Here is a 22,629-nt window from a genome sequence, read left to right as displayed (position 1 = left end):
TCACGCGTGGGGCCGGGTTCGTCAGCGGACCGGGAGATGCACAGCGGTCTCGAGGTCGGCTTCGTTCGTGACGCCCGGATCATCGAGATAGACGTTGAAGTGGTGGGTGGCCACGTCGTCGTCGACCCGGGCCGCGGACAGGCCGTGTTCGGTCAGGAATTCGGCGATCGCCTCGTGGGCCCGCGGGATCGATTCGGCGTACGGCCCGGTCACGGTGGCGACGACCGCCCGGCGTGAGGGGAACTCGTGGACCGTCAGCGGCTCGCGGGCCGTGGTTCCCGGCGCCACCGGCAGGAACACCGATTCGTCGACGTCCGACTCACGGAACTCGCCGTCGTGTTCGATACATCCGCCGGGTCCGGTCGGGACGATGCCCTGCTCCTGCAGGGCGGGCATGAAGCGTTGCCACAGTTCACCTTCGGCCGAGTAGTCGGCGACGGTGCCGCGGAGGCAGACGTACGTCTGCTGAGGAATCTCGCGCGGCATCGGCGGTCTGCTCGGGGAGGTATCGGCGGTAACCGCTGACCTCGTCGACCACGGCGGGGATCAGCACTCCCTGCGAGTCGTAGTGCCGCAGCATCCGCACGCTGATCCGGGTCAGGGACGAGAACTCTCCGATGGACATCAACCTGGTGGTGTCGGCCATGGCGCCGAGTCTGCGACCTCACACGGTGTGAGAGTCAACTCGTGCTCGCGACACAGCGGACGATGCTGGGCGACACGCGTCCACCGCGGAACTTACTGCGCGGTAGACAGTGACCTTACTCAGAAGTAAGATCGGGAGTGTCCGCTGCCGCATCGAGAGACTTCTGGTGATCATGAGCAAGCAAGACAGCGTGGGCCGCCACACGCCTCGCGATACGTCCGCCGTCGGCCTCAATCCGATCAAACGCGACGCCATGGGTGCTGCCATGCGCGTGCTCACCCGGATCACGGGTTCCGAACTGGCCGACCGGTACAAGATCCGCGAGACGATCGACCGGATCACGTACCAGTCCACGAAGACCGGCTTCAAGACCCTCGGCGCCGCCACGCGCACCTTCAAGAAAATGTCCGGCGGCGCGAGCGGCCCGCAGCGTCTCACCACCGCGAAGAACGCCGACTTCTTCGATCTCACCCCGACCGACGATCAGCAGATGATCACGGAGACGGTGCGTGAGTTCGCCGCCGAGATCCTGCGCCCCGCCGCGCACGACGCCGACGAGGCCGCCGCGGCCCCGGCCGATCTACTCGCGCGCGCAGCCGAACTCGGCATCACCATGGTCAACGTACCCGAGGCGTTCGACGGCGCCGCCGACGAGCGCGGCGTGGTCACCAACGTGCTGGTCGCCGAGGCCCTCGCGCACGGCGACATGGGCCTGGCCCTGCCGATCCTCGCGCCGAGCGGTGTGGCCGTGGCGCTCACACAGTGGGGCACCGAGGACCAACAGAAGACCTACCTGCCGGCCTTCGCCGGCGACGATGTCCCCCAGGCGTCGGTCGTCATCGCCGAGCCGCGCGCCCTGTTCGATCCCTTCGCGTTGCAGACCAAGGCGGTGCGCTCCCCCAGCGGCTACCGGCTCAACGGCGTGAAGTCGTTCGTCCCGGCGGCGGGCAGCGCCGAACTGTTCGTCGTGGCAGCCGAACTCGACGGTAAGCCGTCCCTCTTCCTCGTCGAGGCGAAGAGCAAGGGCGTCGTGATCGAGGCCGATCCGGGCATGGGCCTGCGCGCCGCCGGACTGGGCCGCCTTCTGCTCGAGGACGTCGCGGTGCCGGAATCGGCACGTCTCGGCGACGACGACGCCGACGTCCGCGCCGAGCAGTACGCCGACGCCGTGCGCCTGTCGCGCCTGGGCTGGGCAGCTCTGGCGATGGGCACCGGTCAGGCCGTGCTCGACTACGTGGTCCCCTACGTCAACGAGCGCGAGGCGTTCGGCGAGCCCATCAGCCACCGGCAGGCGGTGGCGTTCATGGTGGCCAACATCAAGATCGAGCTCGACGGTCTACGTCTGGCCACCCTGCGCGGTGCGTCGCGGGCCGAGCAGGGCCTGTCGTTCGCTCGCGAGGCGGCCCTGGCCCGCAAGCTCGCCACCGACAAGGGCATGCAGTTCGGCCTCGACGGCGTCCAGCTGCTCGGCGGCCACGGCTACACCAAGGAACACCCCGTCGAACGTTGGTACCGCGACCTGCGAGCAATCGGAGTCGCCGAGGGCGTTGTCCTCGTCTGATCGGCCCGACCCGAACAAGGAACCTGTGATGATCAATCTCGAACTTCCCCGGAAGCTCAAGGCTTCCGCGAACCAGGCCCATCAGGTCGCCGCGCAGATTTTCCGGCCGATCTCCCGCAAGTACGACCTCGCCGAGCACGAGTACCCCGTCGAACTCGACACCATGGCCGCGATGGTCGAAGGGCTCAACGACTCCGGCCAGGGCGCGGCGGGTGCCGCGCTCGGCCGCGACAGCAAGGCCAAGCAGGACGGCCCCGCCGGAAATGCCAACGGCGGCAACATGGCCGGACTCCTCAATGTCATCGAGACGTGCTGGGGCGACGTCGGCCTGACCCTGTCGATCCCCTACCAGGGCCTGGGCAATTCCGCGATCGCCGCGGTGGCCACCGACGAGCAGCTCGAACGCTTCGGCAAGGTGTGGGCCTCCATGGCAATCACCGAGCCCGGTTTCGGATCCGATTCGGCGGCCGTGACGACCACGGCCGTGCTCGACGGCGACGAGTGGGTCCTCAACGGCGAGAAGATCTTCGTCACCGCCGGTGAGCGTTCCACGCACATCGTCGTGTGGGCGTCCGTCGACAGGTCGAAGGGCCGCGCCGCGATCAAGTCGTTCGTCGTGCCGCGCGAGGCTCCCGGACTCTCGGTCGCGCGTCTCGAGAAGAAGCTCGGCATCAAGGCATCCGACACCGCGGTGCTCGTGCTCGACAACTGCCGCATCCCGAAGGACAACATCCTCGGCTCCCCGGAGGTGAACACCGAGAAGGGGTTCGCCGGGGTCATGCAGACCTTCGACAACACGCGTCCGATCGTGGCCGGCATGGCCGTGGGTCTCGGTCGTGCGGTACTCGAGGAACTGCGCACGATCCTGAAGGAGGCGGGCGTCGAGGTCTCCTACGACATCCCCGCGAACAACCAGCATGCCGCGGCCGCCGAGTTCCTCGCGCTCGAGGCCGACTGGGAGGCCGCCTACCTGCTCGCGCTGCGCGCGACGTGGATGGCCGACAACAAGAAGCCCAACTCCCTCGAGGCGTCGGTGTCGAAGGCGAAGGCCGGCCGCACCGGCACCGCGGTCTCGCTCAAGGCCGTCGAACTCGCCGGAACCTACGGGTATTCGCAGCGGCCGCTGCTCGAGAAGTGGGCACGCGATTCCAAGATTCTCGACATCTTCGAGGGCACCCAGCAGATCCAGCAGCTCATCGTCGCTCGGCGGGTGCTCGGAAAGTCGTCCTCCGAACTGAAATAGCGCTCGGGGCATGGGGTCCGTCCGCGGGCGCCGGAAGGATGGGACCGGTGTCTGCGCACGGTACCGGACGTGTCGGAGGATCCATCGGGGTAGAGCCCTCGCCGCAGGTGCGGGAGGGCTCTACCCGTTCCAGGAAGATCATCCGTGGAAGATTGCCTGGAATGTGAGCTACGTCACGGCTACTGTGTGTGCTGACGCCGACACACAGCTAGGGGGACGGATGCTCGGTCAGGACATTCTCGGCAGGATCACGAGTGGGCGGATCACGCTCGACGACACGATCGGCCAGGTCAAGGACACCATCGGATCACTCGCGGTACTCCATCGCGCAGGTCTGCTGCACTTTCCGCGCGTGGACCACAGCATCGGGACGATCATGGCGGCCAACAAGTACGGCCCCTTCGCCGGCGCCGTGCACGCACAGGCCGAACGCGGTCTCGACGCCGTCGCCCTGATCGACGAGGCCGGCGATGTCACCTACAAGGAACTCGAGGCCCGCTCCAATGCCCTCGTGCGTGCGTGGCAACGCGCCGGGGTGGAGCCGGGATCGGTCATGGGCATCATGGCCCGCAATCACCGCGGTCTCGTGTTGACGATGCTCGCCACCGCCAAGCTCGGTGTGCGACTGGTGATGATGAACACCGGTTTCGCGCCGCGGCAACTCGTCGATGTCGCAGCGCGCGAACAGGTCTCGACGTTCGTCTTCGACAGCGAATTCGCCGAGGTCGCAGCCGCGCTCCCCGACGACGTGCGCCGGTACGTCTCCTGGGCGGACGACGAGGTCCCCGGCATCCCGACGCTGGAGCAGTCGATCGAAGGGCTGGACGGCTCGTCCCTGCCCGCGCCGGAGGTCTTCGGTGGATTCGTATTGCTCACCAGCGGCACCACCGGCACCCCGAAGGGCGCGCCGCGCGGCCGCACGTCACCGTTCGCGTCGGTCCAGTTCCTCGATCGGGTTCCGCTGCGCCCCGGGCAGACGATGCTCATGGCCGCCCCGGCCTTCCACGGCACCGGCGTCTCGCAGTTCGCGCTCGCCCTCGCACTGGGTCAGACCGTGGTGATGATGCGGCGCTTCTCCCCCGTCGACACCTTGGGCCTCGTCGAGCAGCACGGAGCGATCGTGCTGGTGGTGGTCCCGACGATGCTGCAGCGGATCCTCGACCTCGGACCGGAGAAGATCGCCGAGTACGACACCTCGAGCCTGAAGATCGTCTTCTCCGCGGGTTCGTCGCTCTCGCCCGACGTGTGTCGCCGGACGACGGAGGCGTTCGGACACGTGCTCTACAACCTGTACGGCTCCACCGAATGCGCCGTCGCGACGGTCGCGACCCCCGACGACATCCGGCAGGCCCCCGGCACGGCCGGTCGCCCTCCCGTGACGTGTCGGGTGGTGCTGTTCGACGACGACGGCAACCGCATCACCGAGCCGCACGTCCCCGGCCGCATCTTCGTCTCGAGCGGCCTGTCCTTCGCCGGCTACACCGACGGTCGCGACAAGGAACGCATCGGCGGGTTGCTGTCGATCGGCGACATCGGGCACTGGGACGAGAACGGCCTGCTCTTCGTCAACGGTCGCGACGACGACATGATCGTCTCCGGCGGCGAGAACGTCTATCCGCTCGAGGTCGAGAACCTACTCGCCGAGCGGGAGGACATACTCGACGCCGCCGTGGTGGGTGTCCCCGATCCCGAGTTCGGGCAGCGGCTGCGAGCCTTCGTGGTTCCCTCCCCCGACTCCTCCCGCAACGCCGAGGACATCAAGGCGTTCGTGAAGTCGAATCTCGCCCGGTACAAGGTTCCGCGCGAGGTGGTTTTCCTCGACGAGCTGCCGCGCAACGCCACCGGGAAGCTGCTGCGCCGGGTGCTGGTGGAGATGGATCTGCCCGAGGATCCCGAGAAGGGGTACACCACCGCTCGGGGGTGACCCCCTCGAACGAACGAAGGCCGGTCGTCCGAGACGACCGGCCTTCGTGGTGGTAGCGGGGACAGGATTTGAACCTGCGACCTCTGGGTTATGAGCCCAGCGAGCTACCGAGCTGCTCCACCCCGCGTTGCATGAATGAACCTACACGAGCACGGAAACGGAATGCAAATCGCCTCGTCGGACGCGGATGGGCCTCGACGACAACCGAAATCGCAACCCCGAGGTGTCTCGGTTCACATTTCCACCATGACTATCGCCACATAACGGCGGTGTAACGATCTTGCATCGACCCCCGTTATCACCTTCCTGAGCTGCGAAGACTCAATCGTCCCATCCCATCAGGTGGACAAACACCTCTCCCGGCGGGGGATGACGCGCCGCGGAGCGCTTTGTACTGTCGGTCCCGGCTCGAAACAGCCGAGCCACCACCGGCCCGTCGCCGCCACTCTGCCCCGCGGGATCCGGTGCCTACGAAGACCCGAGGGGCAGGGACGCAACCGACGTGGTCCCCGATCCGGACGGAGACATTTCTCCGTCGAGCGAGATCGACGAGGGCCGTCGCGCTCCGCGAGCGCGGGAAGGACTCCACAGAATGACCAACTTCAGCACGCGTGCATTCCGCACTGCCGTCGTCACCGGTGCACTCGCCGCGGTTCCGTTCGCGCTCGCCACCGGCACCGCGTCCGCTGCCCAGCACAACTGGGACGGCGTCGCCCAGTGCGAGAGCGGTGGCAACTGGGCCATCAACACCGGCAACGGCTACTACGGCGGCCTGCAGTTCTCGCAGAGCACCTGGGAGGCCAACGGCGGCAGCGGCCGCGCGGACCAAGCCTCGAAGGCGGAGCAGATCCGTGTCGCCGAGAACGTCCTGCAGACGCAGGGCCCCGGCGCGTGGCCCGTCTGCGGTCAGTACCTGACAACCGAATCCGCGCCGGCTCCCGCCGCACCCGAGGCGTCCGCACCGGCACCCGAGGCTCCGGCACCCGCGGCTCCGGCCGCCCCCGAGTTGCCGGCCGAGGTCACCCAGGCCGTCGACACCGCGAACCAGCTCGCCCAGCAGTACGGCTTCGGCGCCGAGTTCGCGCAGATCGTCGATATCACGCTGGCCGGTCGCTGACGCAGACCGTCTCTGCGAACACGACGAAGGCCCGCGGTGCGAACCGCGGGCCTTCGTCGTGTCGGTTTCCGTTACCGGATCAGCCGCCGGTGGATTCAGCCGCCAGTGGATTCGTAGGCATCGACGGCCTGCTGCACCCGCCGCAGCGCCCGTCCGTAGGCTTCGAAATCGCCGCTGGTCTGCGCGTTGGCCAGCTCCGCGAGTGCCGAATCGAGCTCCGCGACCGCGGCATCGCGATTCGCGGGAGTCGTCGGCGCCGGCGAGGTGGGCTGCTGTTGCTGCTGATCGGAAGGCTGGTTCTCGTCCGTGGTGCCCTCGATCACCTCGCCCCGCGTCTCGTCCTCCACCTCGGCGGTGGGCAGCGCCTCGCCACCGGGAGCGGTGGCCGCGTCGCCGACGCCGGGACCGAACACCTGGTCGAGCGCACCGGCGAGAGTCGGTGCGTAACCGATCCGGACGCCACCGCTGGCACCCGGCTCCCGGTAGCTGACGAGCACGCGCGACAGCTGCGGGAAGGTCGACGTGCTACCCGCCGTTGCGTTGCGCTCGGTGTACATCGGCTGGACGTACAGGATGCCGCCGTCCGCGATGGGCAGGGTGAGCAGGTTGCCGTATTGGATCCGGTTGGACCGTTCGAGCAGGGTCCGTTCCGAAGCCACTCGGGTGTCGGAGATCATCGCGTTCTGCGTCTGCTCCGGACCGAAGGTCTGCGTATCCGTCGGCAACTGCAGGATCGTGAACTTCCCGTAGTTCTCCGGGTCGGATTCGACCGAGATGTACGCCGACAGGAACTGCCGGTTGTAACCCACCATCGCCGAGGTCAGACGGAACCGGGGATCCGCCGTCTCGCGATCGCCCATGAGCAGGTAGTAGGGCGGCTGGTTCGCGCTGGTGTCGACCGTCGGGTCCGCCGGCACCGACCAGAACGCATTGTTCGTGAAGAACTCGCGCGGGTCGTCGACGTGGTACTTGGCGAGCATCTCGCGCTGCACCTTGAACAGATCCTCCGGGTACCGGAAGTGCGCCCGCAGCTCGTCGGAGATCTGGTCCTGCGGGGTCACCGCATCAGGGAAGACACCCATCCACGCCTTCAGGACCGGGTCCTCATCGTCGACCTGGTAGAGCGTCACCGTGCCGTCGTAGGCATCGACCGTCGCCTTCACCGAGTTGCGGATGTACGAGACCTCCTTGCGGGGCAGCAACCGGCCGGTGTTCTGGTCGATGCTGTCCTCGACGAGGCCCTCGAGCGACGCGCGCTGCGCGTACGGGTAGTAGTCGAGCGTGGTGTACGCGTCGACGACCCACTTGATGCGGCCGTCGATCGCGGCCGGGTAGGCGTCGCCGTCGGCCGTCAGCCACGGCGCGACCTTCGTCACGCGCTCACGCGGGTCGCGGTTGAACAGGATCTTCGAGTCGCTGCCGATGGCGCTCGAGAACAGGATGTTGCGTTCGCCGTACTTCGCGGCGAAGGCGAGCCGGTTGAACCAGTTGCCGATGTCGACGCCGCCCGAGCCGGTGTAGGTGTACTTTTCGGTGTCGGTGTCGTACTCGCGCGGACCGGACGAGTCGGCGCTGTTGCCGACGATCGCGTAGTCCGGATCGGCCTCGGCGATGACCTCGCCGTAGTAGATGCGGGGCTGCTCGACGGGGATGACCTGGTTCTCCGCGGCGAGCGACGCCAGGTCGCTGACGAAGTAGACGGGATAGCCGCTGTTGCTGTTGGCGGCCTCCTCCGCCGAGGCACTCGCGGCGGCGTTCACGCGGTTGGCGGGCGCCGCGACGAGACCGTTGCCGTGCGTGTACACGGTGTGGCGGTTGATCCAGTCGGTCTGGTTGCCGGTCAGGCTCGTCGGCGAGAGCTCACGCGCCGCGACGATGTAGTCCTCCATACGACCGTCGAGCTCGTACCGGTCGATGTCGAGCGACTCGGGGTAGCCGTAGAAGTTCTTCAGCTGCGTCTGCTGCGTGAACGTGCGGGGAAGCACGTTCGGGTCGAGCAGGCGTGCGTTCGCGATCGTGGTGATGTCGGCCGGGATGTTCTCGGGCGAGGTGGTGCCCACACCCGGGTAGTCCTCGTACGCCACCTTGTCGTCGGTGATGCCGTACGCCTCGCGGGTCGCGGCGATGTTGCGCTCGATGTACTCGCTCTCCTTGTCGGCAGCGTTCGGGCGCACCGAGAACTGCTCGACCATGAGCGGGTACACCGCGCCGACGAGGATCGACGAGAGCACGAGCAGCGCCGTCGCGAGCGCGGGGATCCGCAGGTCGCGCAGGAAGATCGCGGCGAAGAACGCGATCGCGCAGATGACGGCGATCGCGAGCAGGATGAGCTTGGCCGGCAACACCGCATTGATGTCGGTGAAGCCACCGCCGGTGAAGGTGGGTTCCTTGCGGCTGCTCCACAGCAGTTCGTACCGATCGAGCCAGTAGGCGAACGCCTTGAACGCGACGAACAGGCCGGCGAGGACCGCGAGCTGCACACGCGAGGCCGTCGACATGCTTCCCCCGCGACCGGCGAGGCGGATGCCGCCGAAGATGTAGTGGGTGACGAGGTTCGCGATGAACCCGAGCACGATCGCGACGAAGAACCAGTTGAGCAGGAAGCGGTAGAACGGCAGGTCGAAGGCGTAGAAGCCGACGTCGAGACCAAACTGCGGATCGGTGGTGCCGAAGTCGCCGCCGTTGAAGAACATCTGGACGGTGACCCAGCCGGCCTGGGCGACCAGACCGGAGAGCACACCGAGCACGACCGGGATACCGATCCCGAAGGCGCGCATGCGCGTCATCACGGTGGTGCGGTAGCGCGCCACCGGATCGTTGGGTCCGGTGGTCGGCACGAAGACCGGGCGCGACCGGTAGGCGAGCAGCATCGCCAGCCAGACGACACCGCCGATGAACAATCCGACCGCCAGGAACAGTGCGATCCGGGTCAGGAGAACCTTGACGTATACGTCCCGGAAGTCGACCTCGCCGAACCAGAGCCAGTTGGTGTAGGTGTCCACCAACCGTGGTCCGAGCAGGAGCAGCACTGCGGCCACCACTGCCAGGATCAGCAGAACTCTGCTCCGCTTCGACAATGTAGGTACTCCGGTCGGGGGCCTCATGCCCACGTGCCACGCTCCCAACTCGTCCGGCGGCGCGATCGCACCGCATCTGTACATCTCGCGCTCGACGAAAGCGTGCGAGCACGCCTCGTTCTCACGGAGTGACCGTTTCGCCCCACTCTACGGAATCCTCGTACAGGGGGTCGCACGACGCAGGTCCGGCAGCGCACACCCGCGTACGGGTGCCAGGATAGGCCGGTGAACCAACGTCTTCCCGTACCTTCCGAACAAGGACTCGCGCGCGCCGTCCACGAGATCATCGATTTCGCGGATGCGGAGGGTTGGGACCGCCCTCCCGTCATGTTCGCGCTCGTCCCGACCGTGCTTCTCGCAGCCGCCGAACCCGCCCTCGCCGACCAGCTCGACGAGGGACACGAGTACACCCCGATCGCGCAGGAATCTTTCCCCGACGACGTCGAGGGCGGCAGTCCCGCACTCGAGGAGTTCCTCGCCACGACCACCTGGCCCGGATCGGTTGCCGGGTGCGCTCTCGTGCAGGAGGTGGTCGTGCTGCCGCCGAGCGCCGAGAACGAACTCGACGACGCCTTCACGCCATTGCTCGCCGACGCCCACGCGGCAGACGAGGCGGCCCGGCTCGCAGCGCACAGTCACCCGGAACGACGCGCCGCCCGCCTCATCTCCGCGGTCCTGCGCGACGGGCCGTCACTCTCGCTCCTTCAGTTGCGCCCCCTCGACGACGACGATCCGTTCGCGGGCACTGAACTGCGGACCTACGACAACCTCGCCCCGCACGTCGTGGCCGCGTTGTACGCGACCCTCGAGGCGAGCGACGACGACTACTGAGAGTGCGATCACCGCACTGCCGGCCCCCGTGCGGCGCGCGGGATCGGCTGCCGACGGGCGGGATCAGCTGCAGGCGGGCGCGTCGCGTCCGTCCGCGATCGCTGCCAGCGCGTCGATCGCACCCTCGAGCGTCTCGACCTTCACGAGCTGCACACCCTCGGGGGCGCCGCTCTGCGCCTCCGCGCAGTTCTCGGCGGGCACCAGGAAGACGGTCGCGCCGTCCTCCGACGCCGCGGTGAGCTTGTGGGTGATCCCGCCGATCGGACCGACCATCCCGTCCGAGTCGATGGTGCCGGTACCGGCGACGTCCAGACCGCCGTTGAGCAGGCCCGGGCTGAGCTTGTCCACCACGGCCAGACTGAACATCAGGCCGGCGGACGGTCCGCCGATGTCGGCGAGGTTGAAGGTGACCTCGAAGGGCACCTCGGGAACCTCCTCGGTGGCGATGCCCAGGAAGCCCTTGTCCGGGTCGCCGGGCCGGGAACCGACGGGAACGTCGAACGACTCCTCGGCATCGCCGCGCCGGACGGTGACGTCCACCGACTCACCGGGCGGCACGTCGCCGACCGCGCGCTGGACCTGGCCGGCCGTGCGCATCTCCTCGCCGCCGACGGCGACGATCCGGTCGCCCGCCTCGAGCAACCCGGCGGCAGGGGCGTCCTGGCCCACCTCGGCGATCCGCAGGGTCACCGGCAGGTCGAGATAGTGCAGGGCGGCGAGTTCGGCGGACCGCTCCGACTGGGCGAACTGCGCCTGGTCGACGGCCTGGACCTCGTCCTTGCTGCGGTCGGGCGGGTAGACCTGCTCGCGCGGCGCCACGCCGTAGCGCCCGCTGATCCAGGCGGTGAAGGTCTGCGCGAGGGTGAGATTGTCGGTGACCCCGACGGTCGTCATGAACAGACTGCCCTCGGTCTCGTCCTCCTCGATCCCCTCGAGCGCGACGACCGGGGTGCCCTCGATCTCCCCGAGCGTGTCGAAGACGGGGCCGGGGCCGAGCGCCACGTACGGCGCCCGGACGTTGAACGCCACGACCACGATGACGAGGATCGGGAGCACGAGCGCGAGCGGCAGGACGTAGCGACGATTCACCCGGCCAGGGTAACGGTCGCCCGACCACCCCCTTCACACCACGACCGTGTCGTGTTCGCCATGAGCGTGACCACGACGCCGGTCCCCGCCCTGGACGCCTTGTACCGTTGGATACATGAGCGACACGCCCTTCGGATTCTCGAATCCCGACGACGACCCCGACCGTAGGAAGGACGAGGGTTCCGGTAGCGGCGGAGCCGGTGGCGGCATGCCCTTCGGATTCGGACTCCCCGGCAGCGGTGGGGGCGACAACCCGTTCGGCGGTCAGGGCTTCGATCCCGCGCAGTTCGGTCAGATGCTCAGCCAGTTCGGCCAGATGCTCGCCGGTATGGGCAGCGCCATGGGTTCCGGCGGCGGCTCGGGTCCGGTCAACTACGACATCGCGACGAAGCTCGCACGTCAGCAGATCGGGTCCGTCGACCCGGTCTCGCCCCGTACCGCCGACGCCGTGACGGACGCCGCGCGCCTCGCGGAACTGTGGCTCGACGCGGCCACCACGCTGCCCGCGGGTGCGTCGAAGGTCGTGGCGTGGACGCCCGTCGACTGGCTCGACAACACCCTCGAGACGTGGAAGCGCCTGTGCGATCCGATCGCCGAGCAGGTCAACGGCATGATGCTGAACGGTCTGCCCGAGGAGGCCCGTGCGATGGCCGGGCCCATGCTCGGGATGTTCTCGCAGATGGGTGGGGTTGCTTTCGGCTCCCAGCTCGGCCAGGCCCTCGGCCAGTTGTCGAAGGAAGTGCTCACCTCCACCGACATCGGTCTCCCCCTCGGCCCGGAGGGCACCGCCGCTCTCCTGCCGGCCGCGGTCGAGAGCTTCGGTGAAGGACTCGAGCAGCCCGCTCAGGAGGTGCTCGTCTTCCTCGCCGCACGCGAGGCCGCCCACCAGCGCCTCTACAGCCACGTGCCGTGGCTGCGTCAGCGGATGCTGGCGACCGTCGAGGAGTACGCACGCGGCATCCGCATGGACATGTCGTCGATCGAGGATCTCGCCCAGGGACTCGACCCGTCTGCACTCACCGACCCGTCCAAGCTCGAGGAAATCCTCAAGCAGGGCGCGTTCGAACCCCAGACCACCCCGGAGCAGAAGGCCGCACTCGAACGACTCGAGACGATGCTCGCGCTCGTCGAGGGCTGGGTCGAGACGGTCGTCGCCGACGCGCTCGGCGAGCGGCTCCCGGGTGCCTCGGCCCTCACCGAGACCCTGCGCCGTCGCCGCGCCACGGGCGGACCGGCCGAGCAGACCTTCGCTACGCTCGTCGGCCTCGAGCTCCGGCCCCGGAAGGTGCGCGAGGCCGCTGCGCTGTGGCGACGCCTCACCACCGACGCCGGCACCGAGGCCCGCGACCATGTGTGGGCGCATCCCGACCTGCTGCCGGACTCGTCGGATCTCGACAACCCGACGGCCTTCGTCGATCGTGTGATCGGCGGTGGCACCGGAGCCTTCGAGGATCCGATCGCCCAGCTTCAGGCGACCATGGAACGTGAGCAGGCCGAACGGGATCGCGCGGCCGAGGACGGATCCGGCGAGGACCGGCCCGGGGACGACAGCACCTCCTAGAACGACCCGATAGAGGCACCCGCGCCTGTGGACAAACTGCTCCTCGTGAGCCGTCCACGGGCGCGGATACTGTCAGTCTGTCTCCATGATCACCGCATCGCGCGAGACGACCACGAATCCCGCGCCGGCCGAGGCTGCGGTTCTCCGGGTCGATCCGGAACTGGCCGTGCTCGAGCGGTCCGACGGCTCGCTCCAGCTCGGCTGGGGTCCCGGCACCGCGACCGTCGTCCTGCCACCCCAGGGCATGGACAGCTTCGACCTCGGCGTTCTCGTCCGACTGCTCGACGGCCGGCTCACCCTCGACGAGGTGCTGGACGTCGCAGCCGAGCGCGGGCTTCCGTCCGGACGGGTCCGGCAGGTGCTCGATGAGCTCACCGCGACGGGTGCGGTCCGGCAGGTCCCCGCGTCGCCCGGTCCGGCGCGACCGCGGCGGGTGCGGGTCCACGGCTCGGGTCCGCTCGCTTCGGCGATCGTCGAGGATCTCCCGGTATGGGATGTGCGGTGGGTGCGCTCGTCGTCCGGTGACGAACTGCAGGACCCGGCCGACTGTGTCGTCCTCGCCGACGGGCAGGTGCCCGACCCCCATCTCGTGAACATGCTCGTGCGGGCCGGTGTCCCCCATCTCGCGGTGCGGATCAGGGACGGACGCGGCATCGTCGGCCCGTTCGTACTCCCCGGCCGGAGCAGTTGTCTGCGCTGCGCCGATCTCGTGCGGGCCGATCTCGATCCGTCCTGGCCGCGACTGGCGAGTCAGCTGTACGGGCGGCAGGGCCACGCCGGCAGGGCGGTGACGTCGGCGACCGCGGCGATGGCCGTCGGCCAGATCGAGGCGTTCCTCTCCGCAGATCCGTCCGTGACCCCGGCGGTCGACCGCACACTCGAACTGGACCTGCGAACCCACCGCATCGTCACGCGCCGATGGTTCCGTCACCCCCGGTGCGACTGCTCGGCCATCGCTCGGGTCGGTCAGGCATGATGGGGGGCGTGCCAGACATCCCTCGCAGAAGCTCGTCCCGCACTGCCAAGCTCGCGAGCATTCCTCTGGGAATCGCCGGGCGCGCCGCTGTCGGTTTCGGCCGTCGACTCGCCGGTGGAGATCGGGAGGAGATCGACGCCGAGATGACGGCGAAGGCCGCCGAACAGTTGTTCAGTGTGTTGGGCGAACTCAAGGGCGGCGCCATGAAGTTCGGCCAGGCCCTGAGCGTGATGGAAGCCGCCGTCCCGGAGGAGTTCGCCGAGCCGTATCGGGAGGCGCTCACCAAACTGCAGGCGGAGGCCCCTCCACTGCCCGCCCAAGCCGTGCACCGCGTGCTCGACCAGCAACTCGGCACGAAGTGGCGTGAGCGCTTCGAGTCGTTCGACGACGTGCCCGTCGCGTCGGCCAGTATCGGCCAGGTGCACCGGGCCGTGTGGTCGGACGGACGCGAGGTCGCGGTGAAGGTCCAGTACCCGGGCGCCGACGAGGCTCTGCGCGCCGACATGCGCACGCTGTCCCGGTTCGCCGGATTGTTCGCCACGATGATGCCGGGTGCCGATGTGCGTGCGCTGCTCGACGAGTTGTCCGCACGCACCGAGGAAGAGCTCGACTACCGGATCGAGGCCGACAACCAGCGAGCCTTCGCGAAGGCGTTCGCCGGCGACGAGAAGTTCGTGATCCCGCGTGTCGTCGCGAGCGCCCCGAAAGTCGTCGTGACCGAATGGCTTTCGGCCACTCCGCTGTCTGTGATCATCAGCGGTGGCACGCGGGAGCAGCGCAACCGGGCCGGTGCGCTGCTCGCGGAGTTCCACTTCTGTTCGCCCGCGCGCGCCGGTCTGCTCCACAGCGACCCGCATCCGGGCAATTTCATGCTTCTCGACGACGGCCGTCTCGGAGTCATCGACTTCGGGGCCACGGCGTCGATGCCCGACGGCTTCCCGCCGGTGCTCGGACGGATGGTCCGACTCGCCCTCGAGGAACGTTTCGACGAACTCACCCGGCTGCTCTACGACAACAAGTTCGTCCTGCCCGGCCGCACGGTCACCGACGAGGAGATCGCCGACTACCTCCGGCCGTTCACCGACCCGATCCACACCGAGTCGTTCCACTTCACCCGCACATGGCTGCAGCGGGTGGCGGGCACGGCCACGGACTTCTCGAGTTCGACCTTCAAGACGGCTCGGACGCTGAATCTTCCGCCCGAGTACGTGAGTGTGTTCCGGGTGCTGCTCGGCTCGGTCGGCATCTGCGCTCAGCTCGACGCCGAGGCACCGTACATGCGCATCCTCAGTGAATGGCTACCCGGCTTCGTCGAGGAGTGACAAAGCCGGGCAACCGTATTCACGCACAGACCAGTTCCTTGCGGGGTTCGGGCAGCGGATTCTTCCGCGGCCGGCCCCGCGGCCGCTTGCGGGCCACGACGACACCACGGTCGATGATCTCCCCGCCCCACACGCCCCAGGGTTCCTCCCGCTCGAGAGCGGCGTCGAGACACTGGGCACGCACCGGGCAGCCCGCACACAGCGTCTTGGCGTACTCGAGATCGGCCGGGGTCTCAGCGAACCAGAGGTCGGGGTCGTTGTCGTGGCACGGCAGGGTGTCGCGGTCGCGGTCGTTGCGGGAGACCGCGAAAGTGTCGCTGCGCGACAGGATGTCGGTACAACGCATCTCGTCTCCTTCCGTTCGGTTCGGCAGGCTCGACGGGTATTCGCTCGGCACGTGAGCTCCTTCGTTGGTTCGGTGGAATGCGATGCGAACCCGGCCGGAGAACGAGAAAGGCCACGGTCCGCTGGGCGGGGTCCGTGGCCTGGAGGAGACGAAAGGTCTACCGGGAAACAGTTCCCGATCGACTTCCGACCACGGACGAGACGGCGGCGGCGTGCACACGTCGGCGTGCACGCGGCGCGGCTGCCACTGCGGGTGCCACAGATGTGGCGGTGCGAGTGGTAGCGGCGGCCCCAGCGACACGAGGGGCCGCTGCCGCTGCAAAAGCATCGAAACCGAGCATCGGGGCCACCTCACTTTCTCGTCGCGCACGGACCGTCTCCCGTGACATCGTCATCCAGACTAGATTCGTGAGCACGATCGGCACAAGTTATTTTCTACCTGCGGTTTCGTGCCGCGTTCTTCGTCCCCGCACCAAAGTCGGAGGGCATGTCCCTCGCGACCACGAGACTCCTGCCCGACCTCGACGAGGCCGAACGCCTCGTCCTCGGGCTCGATGCGTTGCGCGCCGACGACGGCTCGAACAAAAGCACCTTCCGGGTGTTCCGCGACCGGCCGGGCACTACTTCTGCCTGTGCGCCGAATGAACACGGTCGGGTAGTCGTCAGAGGTCGAGGGTGTCGACGGTGCGCTCCCCCCGCACGAGGGCGAGCACGTCGGCACCGTACTGCTCGAGCTTCTTCGCCCCGATCCCCGGGATGGCGACCAGCGCACGATCGTCGCGCGGCTGCTGTTCGGCGATCGCGACGAGGGTGTTGTCGCTGAAGACGACGTAGGCCGGAACCTTCATCTCCTTCGAACGCTCCCGGCGCCATTCCTTGAGCGCGACCAGCAGATTCTCGTCGAGATCGGATGGGCAACCCTCGCAGCGGCCGAGCATGGTCGAGGTGGTGCCCATGAGCGGCTTGCCACAGACGCGACATTGCGGGCGCTTCTTCCGCGGGGAGGACGGTTCGGCGATCTTCGACGCGGGTGAACTGTCGGGGATGAGCCCGTGAAGGAATCGAGAGCGTCGCCGCGACCGACGTCCGCCCGCCGTGCGGGACAACGCCCACGACAGTTGCAGGTGCACACGGGCTCGGGTGACACCGACATAGAGCAGCCGCCGTTCCTCCTCGATGCCGGCCTCGTCGGGCGGTGTGTCCTTGTCGCCGGTGACATGAGTGATCGGCAGGGTGCCGTCGGTGAGTCCGACGAGGAAGACGGCGTCCCATTCGAGGCCCTTCGCCGCATGCAGCGACGCGAGGGTGACGCCCTGGACCGTCGGTGGCTGGCGCGCCTCGGCACGGGCCGCGAGATCGCGCAACAGACCCTGCAGATCGAGATCGGGTTCGTGCTCGAGCAGTTCCTCGGTGAGCTGCACGAGCGCGACGAGCGACGCCCAGCGCTCGCGTGCCTGCGCACCCACCGGTTCGGTGTCGGTCAGGCCCAGCGGCACCAAGGTGGCCCGGACGAGGCTGCGCAGCCCGGCACCGCGACCGGCATCCTCCGGCAGGTCGTCGCGCGTACCCACCTGACGCAGCGCGTTGACCGCCTGCCGGACCTCCGCGCGGTTGAAGAAACCTTCACCGCCGCGCACCTGGTACGGGATACCCGCCTGCGTGAACGCCTGCTCGTAGGCCTCGGACTGGGCGTTGATGCGGTAGAGCACCGCGATCTCGGCCGCCGGGACCCCCTTGCCCATCAGCTTCGCGACGGCCTTGGCGACCGCCTGCGCTTCGGCGGGTTCGTCGTCGAACTCGGCGAAGGTGGGCTCCGGCCCGGACGGACGCTGACCGATGAGCTTGAGCCGGGTGCCGGCGATGCGGCCCCGCGCCGCACCGATCACGCGGTTGGCGAGGTCGACCACCTCCGGCGTGGAGCGGTAGTCGCGTTCGAGGCGCACGACCGTGGCGTCGGGGAACCGGCGGGAGAAGTCGAGCAGGTGCTTCGGGGTGGCGCCCGTGAACGAGTAGATGGTCTGGTTGGCGTCGCCGACCACCGTGAGGTCGTCGCGCGCGCCGAGCCACGCGTCGAGCACGCGCTGCTGCAGCGGCGTGACGTCCTGGTACTCGTCGACGACGAAGCAGCGGTAGCGGTCGCGGAACTCCTCGGCCACCGCGAGGTTGTCCTCGAGGGCCGCGGCGGTGTGCAGCAGCAAGTCGTCGAAGTCGAGATACATCCCGTCGCCCGACCGGGTCTTGAGCTGCTCGTACGTCTCGTAGACACGCGCGACCCGCTCGGGATCGGCCGGTGGGGTGCGGTGGGCGCGGGCGGCCGCGGCGGGATAGTCCTCGGGCGCGACGAGCGTGCCCTTGGACCATTCGATCTCGGACAGCAGGTCGCGCACGGTGTCGGTGTCGGTCGGGAAGCCGCACCGGTGCGCCGCCTGCGAGACCGCCGCGAACTTGCGATCGAGCAGTTGCCAGGGTGTGTCGCCGACCACCTGCGGCCAGAAGTACCGCAGCTGCCGCAGCGCAGCGGCGTGGAAGGTGCGGGCCTGCACCTGCGTACCGTCGCCACCGATGCCCAGGGCGCGTAGGCGGGAACGCATCTCCCCTGCCGCGCGGGCGGTGAAGGTGACGGCGAGGACTTGGCTCGCGGAGACGTGACCGGCCGAGACGAGATGGGCGATGCGGCGGGTGATCGTGCGGGTCTTGCCGGTACCGGCGCCGGCGAGTACACAGACCGGCCCGCGTGGGGCGAGCACCGCTGCCGCCTGCTCGGGGTCGAGACCGTCCACCACATCCGCACACATGGCCTCCATCATGACAGCGACCGCCGACAGCGCAGCCCACCGGTGAGATCACCCGGTGTGGTGAGGACCACAGCTCACCCCGTCGCGGAACATGTTCGGCGGCTGTGATGTTCTCGAAGACATGACGCCCACCGACGCACCCGCCCTCACCGTCTACTCCACCACCTGGTGCGGTTACTGCAGGCGGCTGAAGACCCAGCTCGACCAGAACGGCATCCCATACGCCGAGATCGACATCGAGTCGGATCCGGCCGCCGCGGAGTTCGTCGGCAGCGTCAACAACGGCAACCACGTGGTGCCCACCGTCAAGTTCGCCGACGGCAGCACCGCGACCAACCCGTCGCTCGCCGAGGTCCAGCGCGCTCTGGGTCTGTAGCTCCCGCTCTTCCGGTAAGGCCGGTCGCGTTCGTCGCGGCCGGCCTTACCCGTGTCCGGGCCCGACTCGATCCTGCGCCCTCTACCGCAGTGCCCTCTACCGCAGTGCCCTCTACCGCAGTGCCCTCTACCGCACGGCCTGCTACTCCTTGGCCCAGCCCTCGAGCATCCCGCGCGCAATGGAGATCGAACCGGGCAACAACAGCGGGGCGTCCTCGGCGGACGCCCAGTCGCCAGTCGCCAGCGCCGCACGGACCTCGTCACGAGTGAACCACCGCGCCTCGGTGATCTCCCCGTCGCGGAAGTCCAGCGCCTGCTCGGGATCGGCGATCGCCGCGAATCCGAGCATGAGCGATCGAGGGAACGGCCAGGGCTGACTGCCGAGATACCGCACGTCGCGCACCTCGACACCGACCTCTTCACGGATCTCCCGCACCACGCACGATTCGAGCGACTCACCGGCTTCGACGAAGCCTGCGAGAACGGAGAAGCGCCGCTCGGGCCACACCGGTTGCCGGGCGAGCAGCACCCGGTCGTGTCCGTCGTGTACGAGGCAGATGATCGCCGGGTCGGTGCGAGGGAACTCCTGGTGGCCGGTCTCGGTGCTGATCCGCGACCAGCCGGACATCGTCGGACGGGTGGGCGAGCCGTCGACCGCGCTGTAGCCGGCGTTGTCGTGCCAGTTCAGCAACGCGACCGCGCTGACCATCAGATCGGCGTCGGCATCGTCGAGACGCTCGCCGATGCGCCGCAGATCGGCCACCGTGCCCGTCTGCGCCAGGACGCGAGACGCCCAGACGTGGTGTCCGTCGCGGATACCCAGGAAGATCGCGCCCTCGACCGGTTCAGGACCGAGTTCGGACGCCTCACCGAGCACGAGCGCGTTGTCGGAGACACGGACCTGGTTGCGACGATCGACCCGCAGGAGTTTCGCACCGGCCCAGCCGGCGCGGAGGGCGTCCTCGTCCGAACGCAGTTCCTCCGCCCGGTCGACGACGGTACGTGAGAGCAGCGGGGTACCCGACAGAGCGAAACCGGTCACATCAGCACCCTAGCCACGCATGGCGCCCGGCGACGAACCCACCAGCCGGATGTAGAGCAGTTTGTCGTTCGCTTCGAGCGCGTCGACCTCGGGCGAACCGATCCGCCACATCCGCCCGTCGCGGACGACGGCGAGCACGATGTCCTTGAGATGCCGCGGGGATCCCCCGACCTCGCTGGGGTCGACATCGCGTTCGGTGATGGCGAACCCGGCTTCCGGGGTGAGCAGGTCCTCGATCATCTCGACAACATTCGGCGTGGTCGTGGCGATGCCGAGCAGTCGCCCCGCCGTCTCCGACGAGATGACCACCGAGTCGGCACCGGACTGACGCAGCAGGTGGGTGTTCTCCGACTCGCGGATGGCGGCGACGATCTTCGCGCGCGGGGCGATCTCGCGGGCGCTGAGGGTCACGAGCACCGCGGTGTCGTCGCGGTTCGCGGCGACGATCACCGCCGACGCGTGCTGCACCCCGGCGAGCCGGAGCACATCGGACTTCGTCGCCGAACCCTGGACCGTCACGAGGCCCTGGCCGGCCGCGGACTCGAGAACCACCGGATCGGTGTCGACCACGACGATCTCGGACGGGGGTACCCCGTCGCCGAGCATCGCGTCGACTGCGGTACGGCCCTTGGTGCCGTAACCGATGACGACGGTGTGATTACGCACGCGGCGCCTCCAACGCTGGATCTTGAATGCTTGCCGGGAACTCTCGGTCAGTGCCGACAGAGTGGTACCGACGAGCACGATGAGGAAGAACACCCGGAGCGGGGTGATCAGCAAGATGTTGATCAGGCGCGCTTCGGGTGTGAACGGGGTGATGTCGCCGTAGCCGGTGGTCGAGAGCGAGACCGTGGCGTAGTAGACGCAGTCCAGCAGCGACAGTTCGTCGCCCTGGGCGTCGCGGTAGCCATCGCGATCGAGGTAGACCACGACGACCGCGAGGAACAGCGCCGCGAACGCGTAGCCGATGCGACGCGCGATCGCGAGTCCGGGACTCGTCTGTTCCTGGGGTACGCGCAGCACACCGACGAGCGCGAAGTCGGGGCGCTCGGTGAGCTGATCGGAGCGGCTGAACCGCGCACGAAACCTCCCGGGCATCGCGGTGTCCCACCTTCCTGCTGTCGGCCTCCACTGGTGGCCACCCTCGGTCGTCGCGGTACCGAACGAACTGCGCCCGATACCGGATCGCAGCGTACCGCCGCGCGCTAGTGTGGCACGCATGTCCACGAAAGCGTCGCAGCGCTCTGCGATCCGGCTGGCAGGTCTACTTCTCGGCGTGGGGGTCCTGCACTTCGTGCGACCGGAACCGTTCGACGGCATGGTGCCCCGCGCCCTGCCGGGTGATGCCCGCACGTACACCTACGCCTCGGGGGTCGCGGAGATCGCCGTCGCCGGCGCGCTCGCCGTGCCCCGCACCCGGCGCCTCGGCGGTTCCCTGGCCGCGGCGCTGTTCCTGGCGGTCTTCCCCGCCAACGTGCAGATGGCCGTGACGTGGCTGCGCAGCCCGAAGCTCTCCCCCGCCGCCAAGGCGGTGTCGCTCGCCCGGCTTCCGCTGCAGGTCCCGCTCGTCACCGAGGCACTGAAGGTCCGCCGCACATCCTCCCGCTGAGCTGACCACACGCGGTGAGTGAGGTCACAGCGAGCGGGTATGCGTCGGTATGGACACCGCACGTGGTCTGAAGGTGGTCGTCGTCGGCGCGACCGGAAATCTGGGAACCGGGATCGTCGAGGCGCTCGGACGCGAACCCGACGGCGCCGAGATCGTCGGCGTCGCGCGACGACCGACGGAATGGACGTCCCCCAAGGCGACCTTCACGGTCGCCGACACCACCACCGACGACTTCCGCCCCATCGTGCGGGGCGCGGACGCGGTGATCCACCTGTCCTGGCTGTTCCAACCCACGCACCGCCCGGAGGTGACCTGGGAGAACAATGTGCTCGGCGCGATCTCTGTCTTCGAGGCGGCTGCCGCGGAGAAGGTTCCCGCGCTGATCTACTCGTCGTCGGTCGCGGCCTATTCGCCCGGACGCTCGACGGATCGCGTCACCGAGGACTGGCCCACACATGGGTGGCCGGGTGCCGTCTATCCCCGCGAGAAGTCGTATCTGGAACGTTTTCTCGACACCCTCGAACTGCGGGCGCCGGAGATGCGCATCGTACGGATGCGGCCCTACTTCCTCTTCAAGCGCGAATCGGCGACCTCACAGCGACGCCTGTTCGTCGGCCCCCTGCTCCCGGGAAACCTGCTGCGCAGCGGACTGCTCCCCGTGATGCCGCTGGTCGAGGATCTGCGTGCCCAGGTACTGCACACGAGCGACGTGGCCGACGCCTTCGTCCGTGCGACCGTCCGGCCCGTCCGCGGCGCGTTCAACCTCGCCACGGAACCGCCCGTGGACGGCGCGTTCCTGGCAGAGATGTTCTCCGCCAGGAAGATCCCCGTACCGCGTGCAGCACTCCGCAAGGCCGTGCGGGCGGCCTGGCACGCGCATCTCGTTCCGGCCTCCCCCGGCCTGCTCGACACCGTGTTGCAACTTCCATTGCTCGACAGCACGCGCGCCCGCACAGAACTGGGCTGGGAACCGCAGTATTCGCCGCCCGAGATCCTCGAGGAATTCCTGTCGGGACTGCGGGAGGGAGCCGGGATGCCCACTGCTCCCCTTGCACCCGATACCGCCGGACGCCGGGCACACGAAGTGGCCACCGGTATCGGGCAGCGCCACTGAGG

19 protein-coding genes and 1 tRNA gene are annotated in these 22,629 nt (G+C 68.4%); 11 read left to right on the top strand and 9 right to left on the bottom strand.

Features of this window, described 5'->3' with window-relative positions; translation table 11 throughout:
* Window positions 1-21: 21 nt before the first annotated feature.
* Both M3330_RS19520 and M3330_RS19515 read right to left on the bottom strand, forming a co-directional pair.
* Window positions 22-486, bottom strand: coding sequence for a GyrI-like domain-containing protein (locus M3330_RS19520; protein WP_052227240.1), 465 nt, complete (start codon window positions 484-486; stop codon window positions 22-24).
* Window positions 413-646, bottom strand: coding sequence for a MerR family DNA-binding transcriptional regulator (locus M3330_RS19515; protein WP_232512219.1), 234 nt, complete (start codon window positions 644-646; stop codon window positions 413-415). The genes M3330_RS19520 and M3330_RS19515 overlap by 74 nt, the downstream gene beginning before the upstream one ends.
* 166 nt (window positions 647-812) lie before the next feature.
* Here M3330_RS19515 and M3330_RS19510 point away from each other — a divergent pair, with 166 nt between their 5' ends.
* From M3330_RS19510 to M3330_RS19500, 3 genes are all read left to right on the top strand, one after another.
* The gene (locus tag M3330_RS19510; RefSeq protein ID WP_219129264.1) at window positions 813-2,207 is read left to right on the top strand and encodes an acyl-CoA dehydrogenase family protein; all 1,395 of its coding nucleotides are present in this window, start codon (window positions 813-815) and stop codon (window positions 2,205-2,207) included.
* 28 nt (window positions 2,208-2,235) lie between these two features.
* Window positions 2,236-3,450: an acyl-CoA dehydrogenase family protein gene (locus tag M3330_RS19505; RefSeq protein ID WP_064851514.1), complete on the top strand. Its 1,215-nt coding sequence runs from the start codon at window positions 2,236-2,238 to the stop codon at window positions 3,448-3,450.
* Window positions 3,451-3,670: 220 nt separating this feature from the next.
* Window positions 3,671-5,374, top strand: a complete 1,704-nt coding sequence (locus M3330_RS19500) for an acyl-CoA synthetase (RefSeq protein ID WP_064851513.1) — start codon at window positions 3,671-3,673, stop codon at window positions 5,372-5,374.
* Between the two features lie 50 nt (window positions 5,375-5,424).
* On the opposite strand, the gene M3330_RS19495 is transcribed toward M3330_RS19500, so the two are convergent.
* Window positions 5,425-5,501: transfer RNA gene (locus M3330_RS19495), tRNA-Met, on the bottom strand.
* A 465-nt stretch (window positions 5,502-5,966) separates the two neighbouring features.
* Between M3330_RS19495 and M3330_RS19490 the strand changes: the two genes are divergently transcribed.
* Complete coding sequence (locus M3330_RS19490) at window positions 5,967-6,491, top strand: transglycosylase family protein (RefSeq protein ID WP_255026008.1); 525 nt, start codon at window positions 5,967-5,969, stop codon at window positions 6,489-6,491.
* Between the two features lie 95 nt (window positions 6,492-6,586).
* Here the strand turns inward: M3330_RS19490 and M3330_RS19485 are convergent, their stop codons facing one another.
* Window positions 6,587-9,601, bottom strand: coding sequence for a UPF0182 family protein (locus tag M3330_RS19485; protein ID WP_174556232.1), 3,015 nt, complete (start codon window positions 9,599-9,601; stop codon window positions 6,587-6,589).
* Window positions 9,602-9,793: 192 nt separating this feature from the next.
* Between M3330_RS19485 and M3330_RS19480 the strand changes: the two genes are divergently transcribed.
* Window positions 9,794-10,399, top strand: coding sequence for a PPA1309 family protein (locus M3330_RS19480; protein ID WP_006550273.1), 606 nt, complete (start codon window positions 9,794-9,796; stop codon window positions 10,397-10,399).
* 63 nt (window positions 10,400-10,462) lie between these two features.
* Here the strand turns inward: M3330_RS19480 and M3330_RS19475 are convergent, their stop codons facing one another.
* The gene (locus M3330_RS19475) at window positions 10,463-11,488 is read right to left on the bottom strand and encodes a PDZ domain-containing protein (RefSeq protein WP_006550272.1); all 1,026 of its coding nucleotides are present in this window, start codon (window positions 11,486-11,488) and stop codon (window positions 10,463-10,465) included.
* 115 nt (window positions 11,489-11,603) lie between these two features.
* On the opposite strand from M3330_RS19475, the gene M3330_RS19470 reads away from it, so the two are divergent.
* From M3330_RS19470 to M3330_RS19460, 3 genes are all read left to right on the top strand, one after another.
* Window positions 11,604-13,049 (top strand): zinc-dependent metalloprotease, encoded by a 1,446-nt coding sequence (locus tag M3330_RS19470; RefSeq protein WP_024101466.1) that lies wholly within the window; start codon window positions 11,604-11,606, stop codon window positions 13,047-13,049.
* An 85-nt stretch (window positions 13,050-13,134) separates the two neighbouring features.
* Window positions 13,135-14,025, top strand: coding sequence for a hypothetical protein (locus tag M3330_RS19465; protein WP_019288462.1), 891 nt, complete (start codon window positions 13,135-13,137; stop codon window positions 14,023-14,025).
* Window positions 14,022-15,347: an AarF/ABC1/UbiB kinase family protein gene (locus tag M3330_RS19460; protein ID WP_033097113.1), complete on the top strand. Its 1,326-nt coding sequence runs from the start codon at window positions 14,022-14,024 to the stop codon at window positions 15,345-15,347. Before M3330_RS19465 ends, M3330_RS19460 begins: the two co-directional genes overlap by 4 nt.
* A gap of 19 nt (window positions 15,348-15,366) precedes the next feature.
* Here the strand turns inward: M3330_RS19460 and M3330_RS19455 are convergent, their stop codons facing one another.
* On the bottom strand, window positions 15,367-15,693 hold the full coding sequence (locus M3330_RS19455; protein WP_228044579.1) for a WhiB family transcriptional regulator: 327 nt from the start codon (window positions 15,691-15,693) through the stop codon (window positions 15,367-15,369).
* 661 nt (window positions 15,694-16,354) lie between these two features.
* Complete coding sequence (locus M3330_RS19450) at window positions 16,355-18,487, bottom strand: ATP-dependent DNA helicase UvrD2 (RefSeq protein WP_121208974.1); 2,133 nt, start codon at window positions 18,485-18,487, stop codon at window positions 16,355-16,357.
* Between the two features lie 121 nt (window positions 18,488-18,608).
* Here M3330_RS19450 and M3330_RS19445 point away from each other — a divergent pair, with 121 nt between their 5' ends.
* Window positions 18,609-18,863: a mycoredoxin gene (locus M3330_RS19445; RefSeq protein WP_024101470.1), complete on the top strand. Its 255-nt coding sequence runs from the start codon at window positions 18,609-18,611 to the stop codon at window positions 18,861-18,863.
* A gap of 141 nt (window positions 18,864-19,004) precedes the next feature.
* Here M3330_RS19445 and nudC read toward each other — a convergent pair whose 3' ends face one another.
* Window positions 19,005-19,904: an NAD(+) diphosphatase gene (nudC, locus tag M3330_RS19440; protein ID WP_006550265.1), complete on the bottom strand. Its 900-nt coding sequence runs from the start codon at window positions 19,902-19,904 to the stop codon at window positions 19,005-19,007.
* A gap of 9 nt (window positions 19,905-19,913) precedes the next feature.
* Window positions 19,914-21,002 carry a TrkA family potassium uptake protein gene (locus M3330_RS19435; RefSeq protein WP_255026007.1) on the bottom strand — a complete coding sequence of 363 codons (1,089 nt, stop codon included), beginning with the start codon at window positions 21,000-21,002 and terminating at the stop codon, window positions 19,914-19,916.
* Window positions 21,003-21,123: 121 nt separating this feature from the next.
* Here M3330_RS19435 and M3330_RS19430 point away from each other — a divergent pair, with 121 nt between their 5' ends.
* Together M3330_RS19430 and M3330_RS19425 are read left to right on the top strand one after the other, a co-directional pair.
* A complete protein-coding gene (locus M3330_RS19430) occupies window positions 21,124-21,513 on the top strand; it encodes a membrane protein (RefSeq protein ID WP_033097208.1) in 390 nt (129 codons plus the stop codon).
* A 49-nt stretch (window positions 21,514-21,562) separates the two neighbouring features.
* Complete coding sequence (locus tag M3330_RS19425; RefSeq protein ID WP_255026006.1) at window positions 21,563-22,627, top strand: NAD-dependent epimerase/dehydratase family protein; 1,065 nt, start codon at window positions 21,563-21,565, stop codon at window positions 22,625-22,627.
* Window positions 22,628-22,629: the final 2 nt, after the last annotated feature.

This window comes from Rhodococcus sp. GA1 (genome assembly GCF_024321955.1).
Taxonomy (GTDB): Bacteria; Actinomycetota; Actinomycetes; order Mycobacteriales; family Mycobacteriaceae; genus Rhodococcus; species Rhodococcus pyridinivorans.
The sequence above is the reverse complement of the archived record's forward strand: the minus strand, read 5'-3'. Positions and strand labels throughout refer to the sequence as shown.

Excerpts from the sequence above, each read along its gene's own strand:
- M3330_RS19445 (WP_024101470.1), top strand. The coding sequence starts at position 18,609 with ATGACGCCCACCGACGCACCCGCCCTCACCGTCTACTCCACCACCTGG.
- M3330_RS19460 (WP_033097113.1), top strand. The coding sequence starts at position 14,022 with ATGATGGGGGGCGTGCCAGACATCCCTCGCAGAAGCTCGTCCCGCACT.
- M3330_RS19425 (WP_255026006.1), top strand. The coding sequence starts at position 21,563 with ATGGACACCGCACGTGGTCTGAAGGTGGTCGTCGTCGGCGCGACCGGA.
- M3330_RS19470 (WP_024101466.1), top strand. The coding sequence starts at position 11,604 with ATGAGCGACACGCCCTTCGGATTCTCGAATCCCGACGACGACCCCGAC.
- M3330_RS19500 (WP_064851513.1), top strand. The coding sequence starts at position 3,671 with ATGCTCGGTCAGGACATTCTCGGCAGGATCACGAGTGGGCGGATCACG.
- M3330_RS19505 (WP_064851514.1), top strand. The coding sequence starts at position 2,236 with ATGATCAATCTCGAACTTCCCCGGAAGCTCAAGGCTTCCGCGAACCAG.
- M3330_RS19450 (WP_121208974.1), bottom strand. The coding sequence starts at position 18,487 with ATGTGTGCGGATGTGGTGGACGGTCTCGACCCCGAGCAGGCGGCAGCG.
- M3330_RS19455 (WP_228044579.1), bottom strand. The coding sequence starts at position 15,693 with ATGCGTTGTACCGACATCCTGTCGCGCAGCGACACTTTCGCGGTCTCC.
- M3330_RS19465 (WP_019288462.1), top strand. The coding sequence starts at position 13,135 with ATGATCACCGCATCGCGCGAGACGACCACGAATCCCGCGCCGGCCGAG.
- M3330_RS19520 (WP_052227240.1), bottom strand. The coding sequence starts at position 486 with ATGCCGCGCGAGATTCCTCAGCAGACGTACGTCTGCCTCCGCGGCACC.
- M3330_RS19430 (WP_033097208.1), top strand. The coding sequence starts at position 21,124 with ATGTCCACGAAAGCGTCGCAGCGCTCTGCGATCCGGCTGGCAGGTCTA.
- M3330_RS19490 (WP_255026008.1), top strand. The coding sequence starts at position 5,967 with ATGACCAACTTCAGCACGCGTGCATTCCGCACTGCCGTCGTCACCGGT.
- M3330_RS19435 (WP_255026007.1), bottom strand. The coding sequence starts at position 21,002 with ATGCCCGGGAGGTTTCGTGCGCGGTTCAGCCGCTCCGATCAGCTCACC.
- M3330_RS19515 (WP_232512219.1), bottom strand. The coding sequence starts at position 646 with ATGGCCGACACCACCAGGTTGATGTCCATCGGAGAGTTCTCGTCCCTG.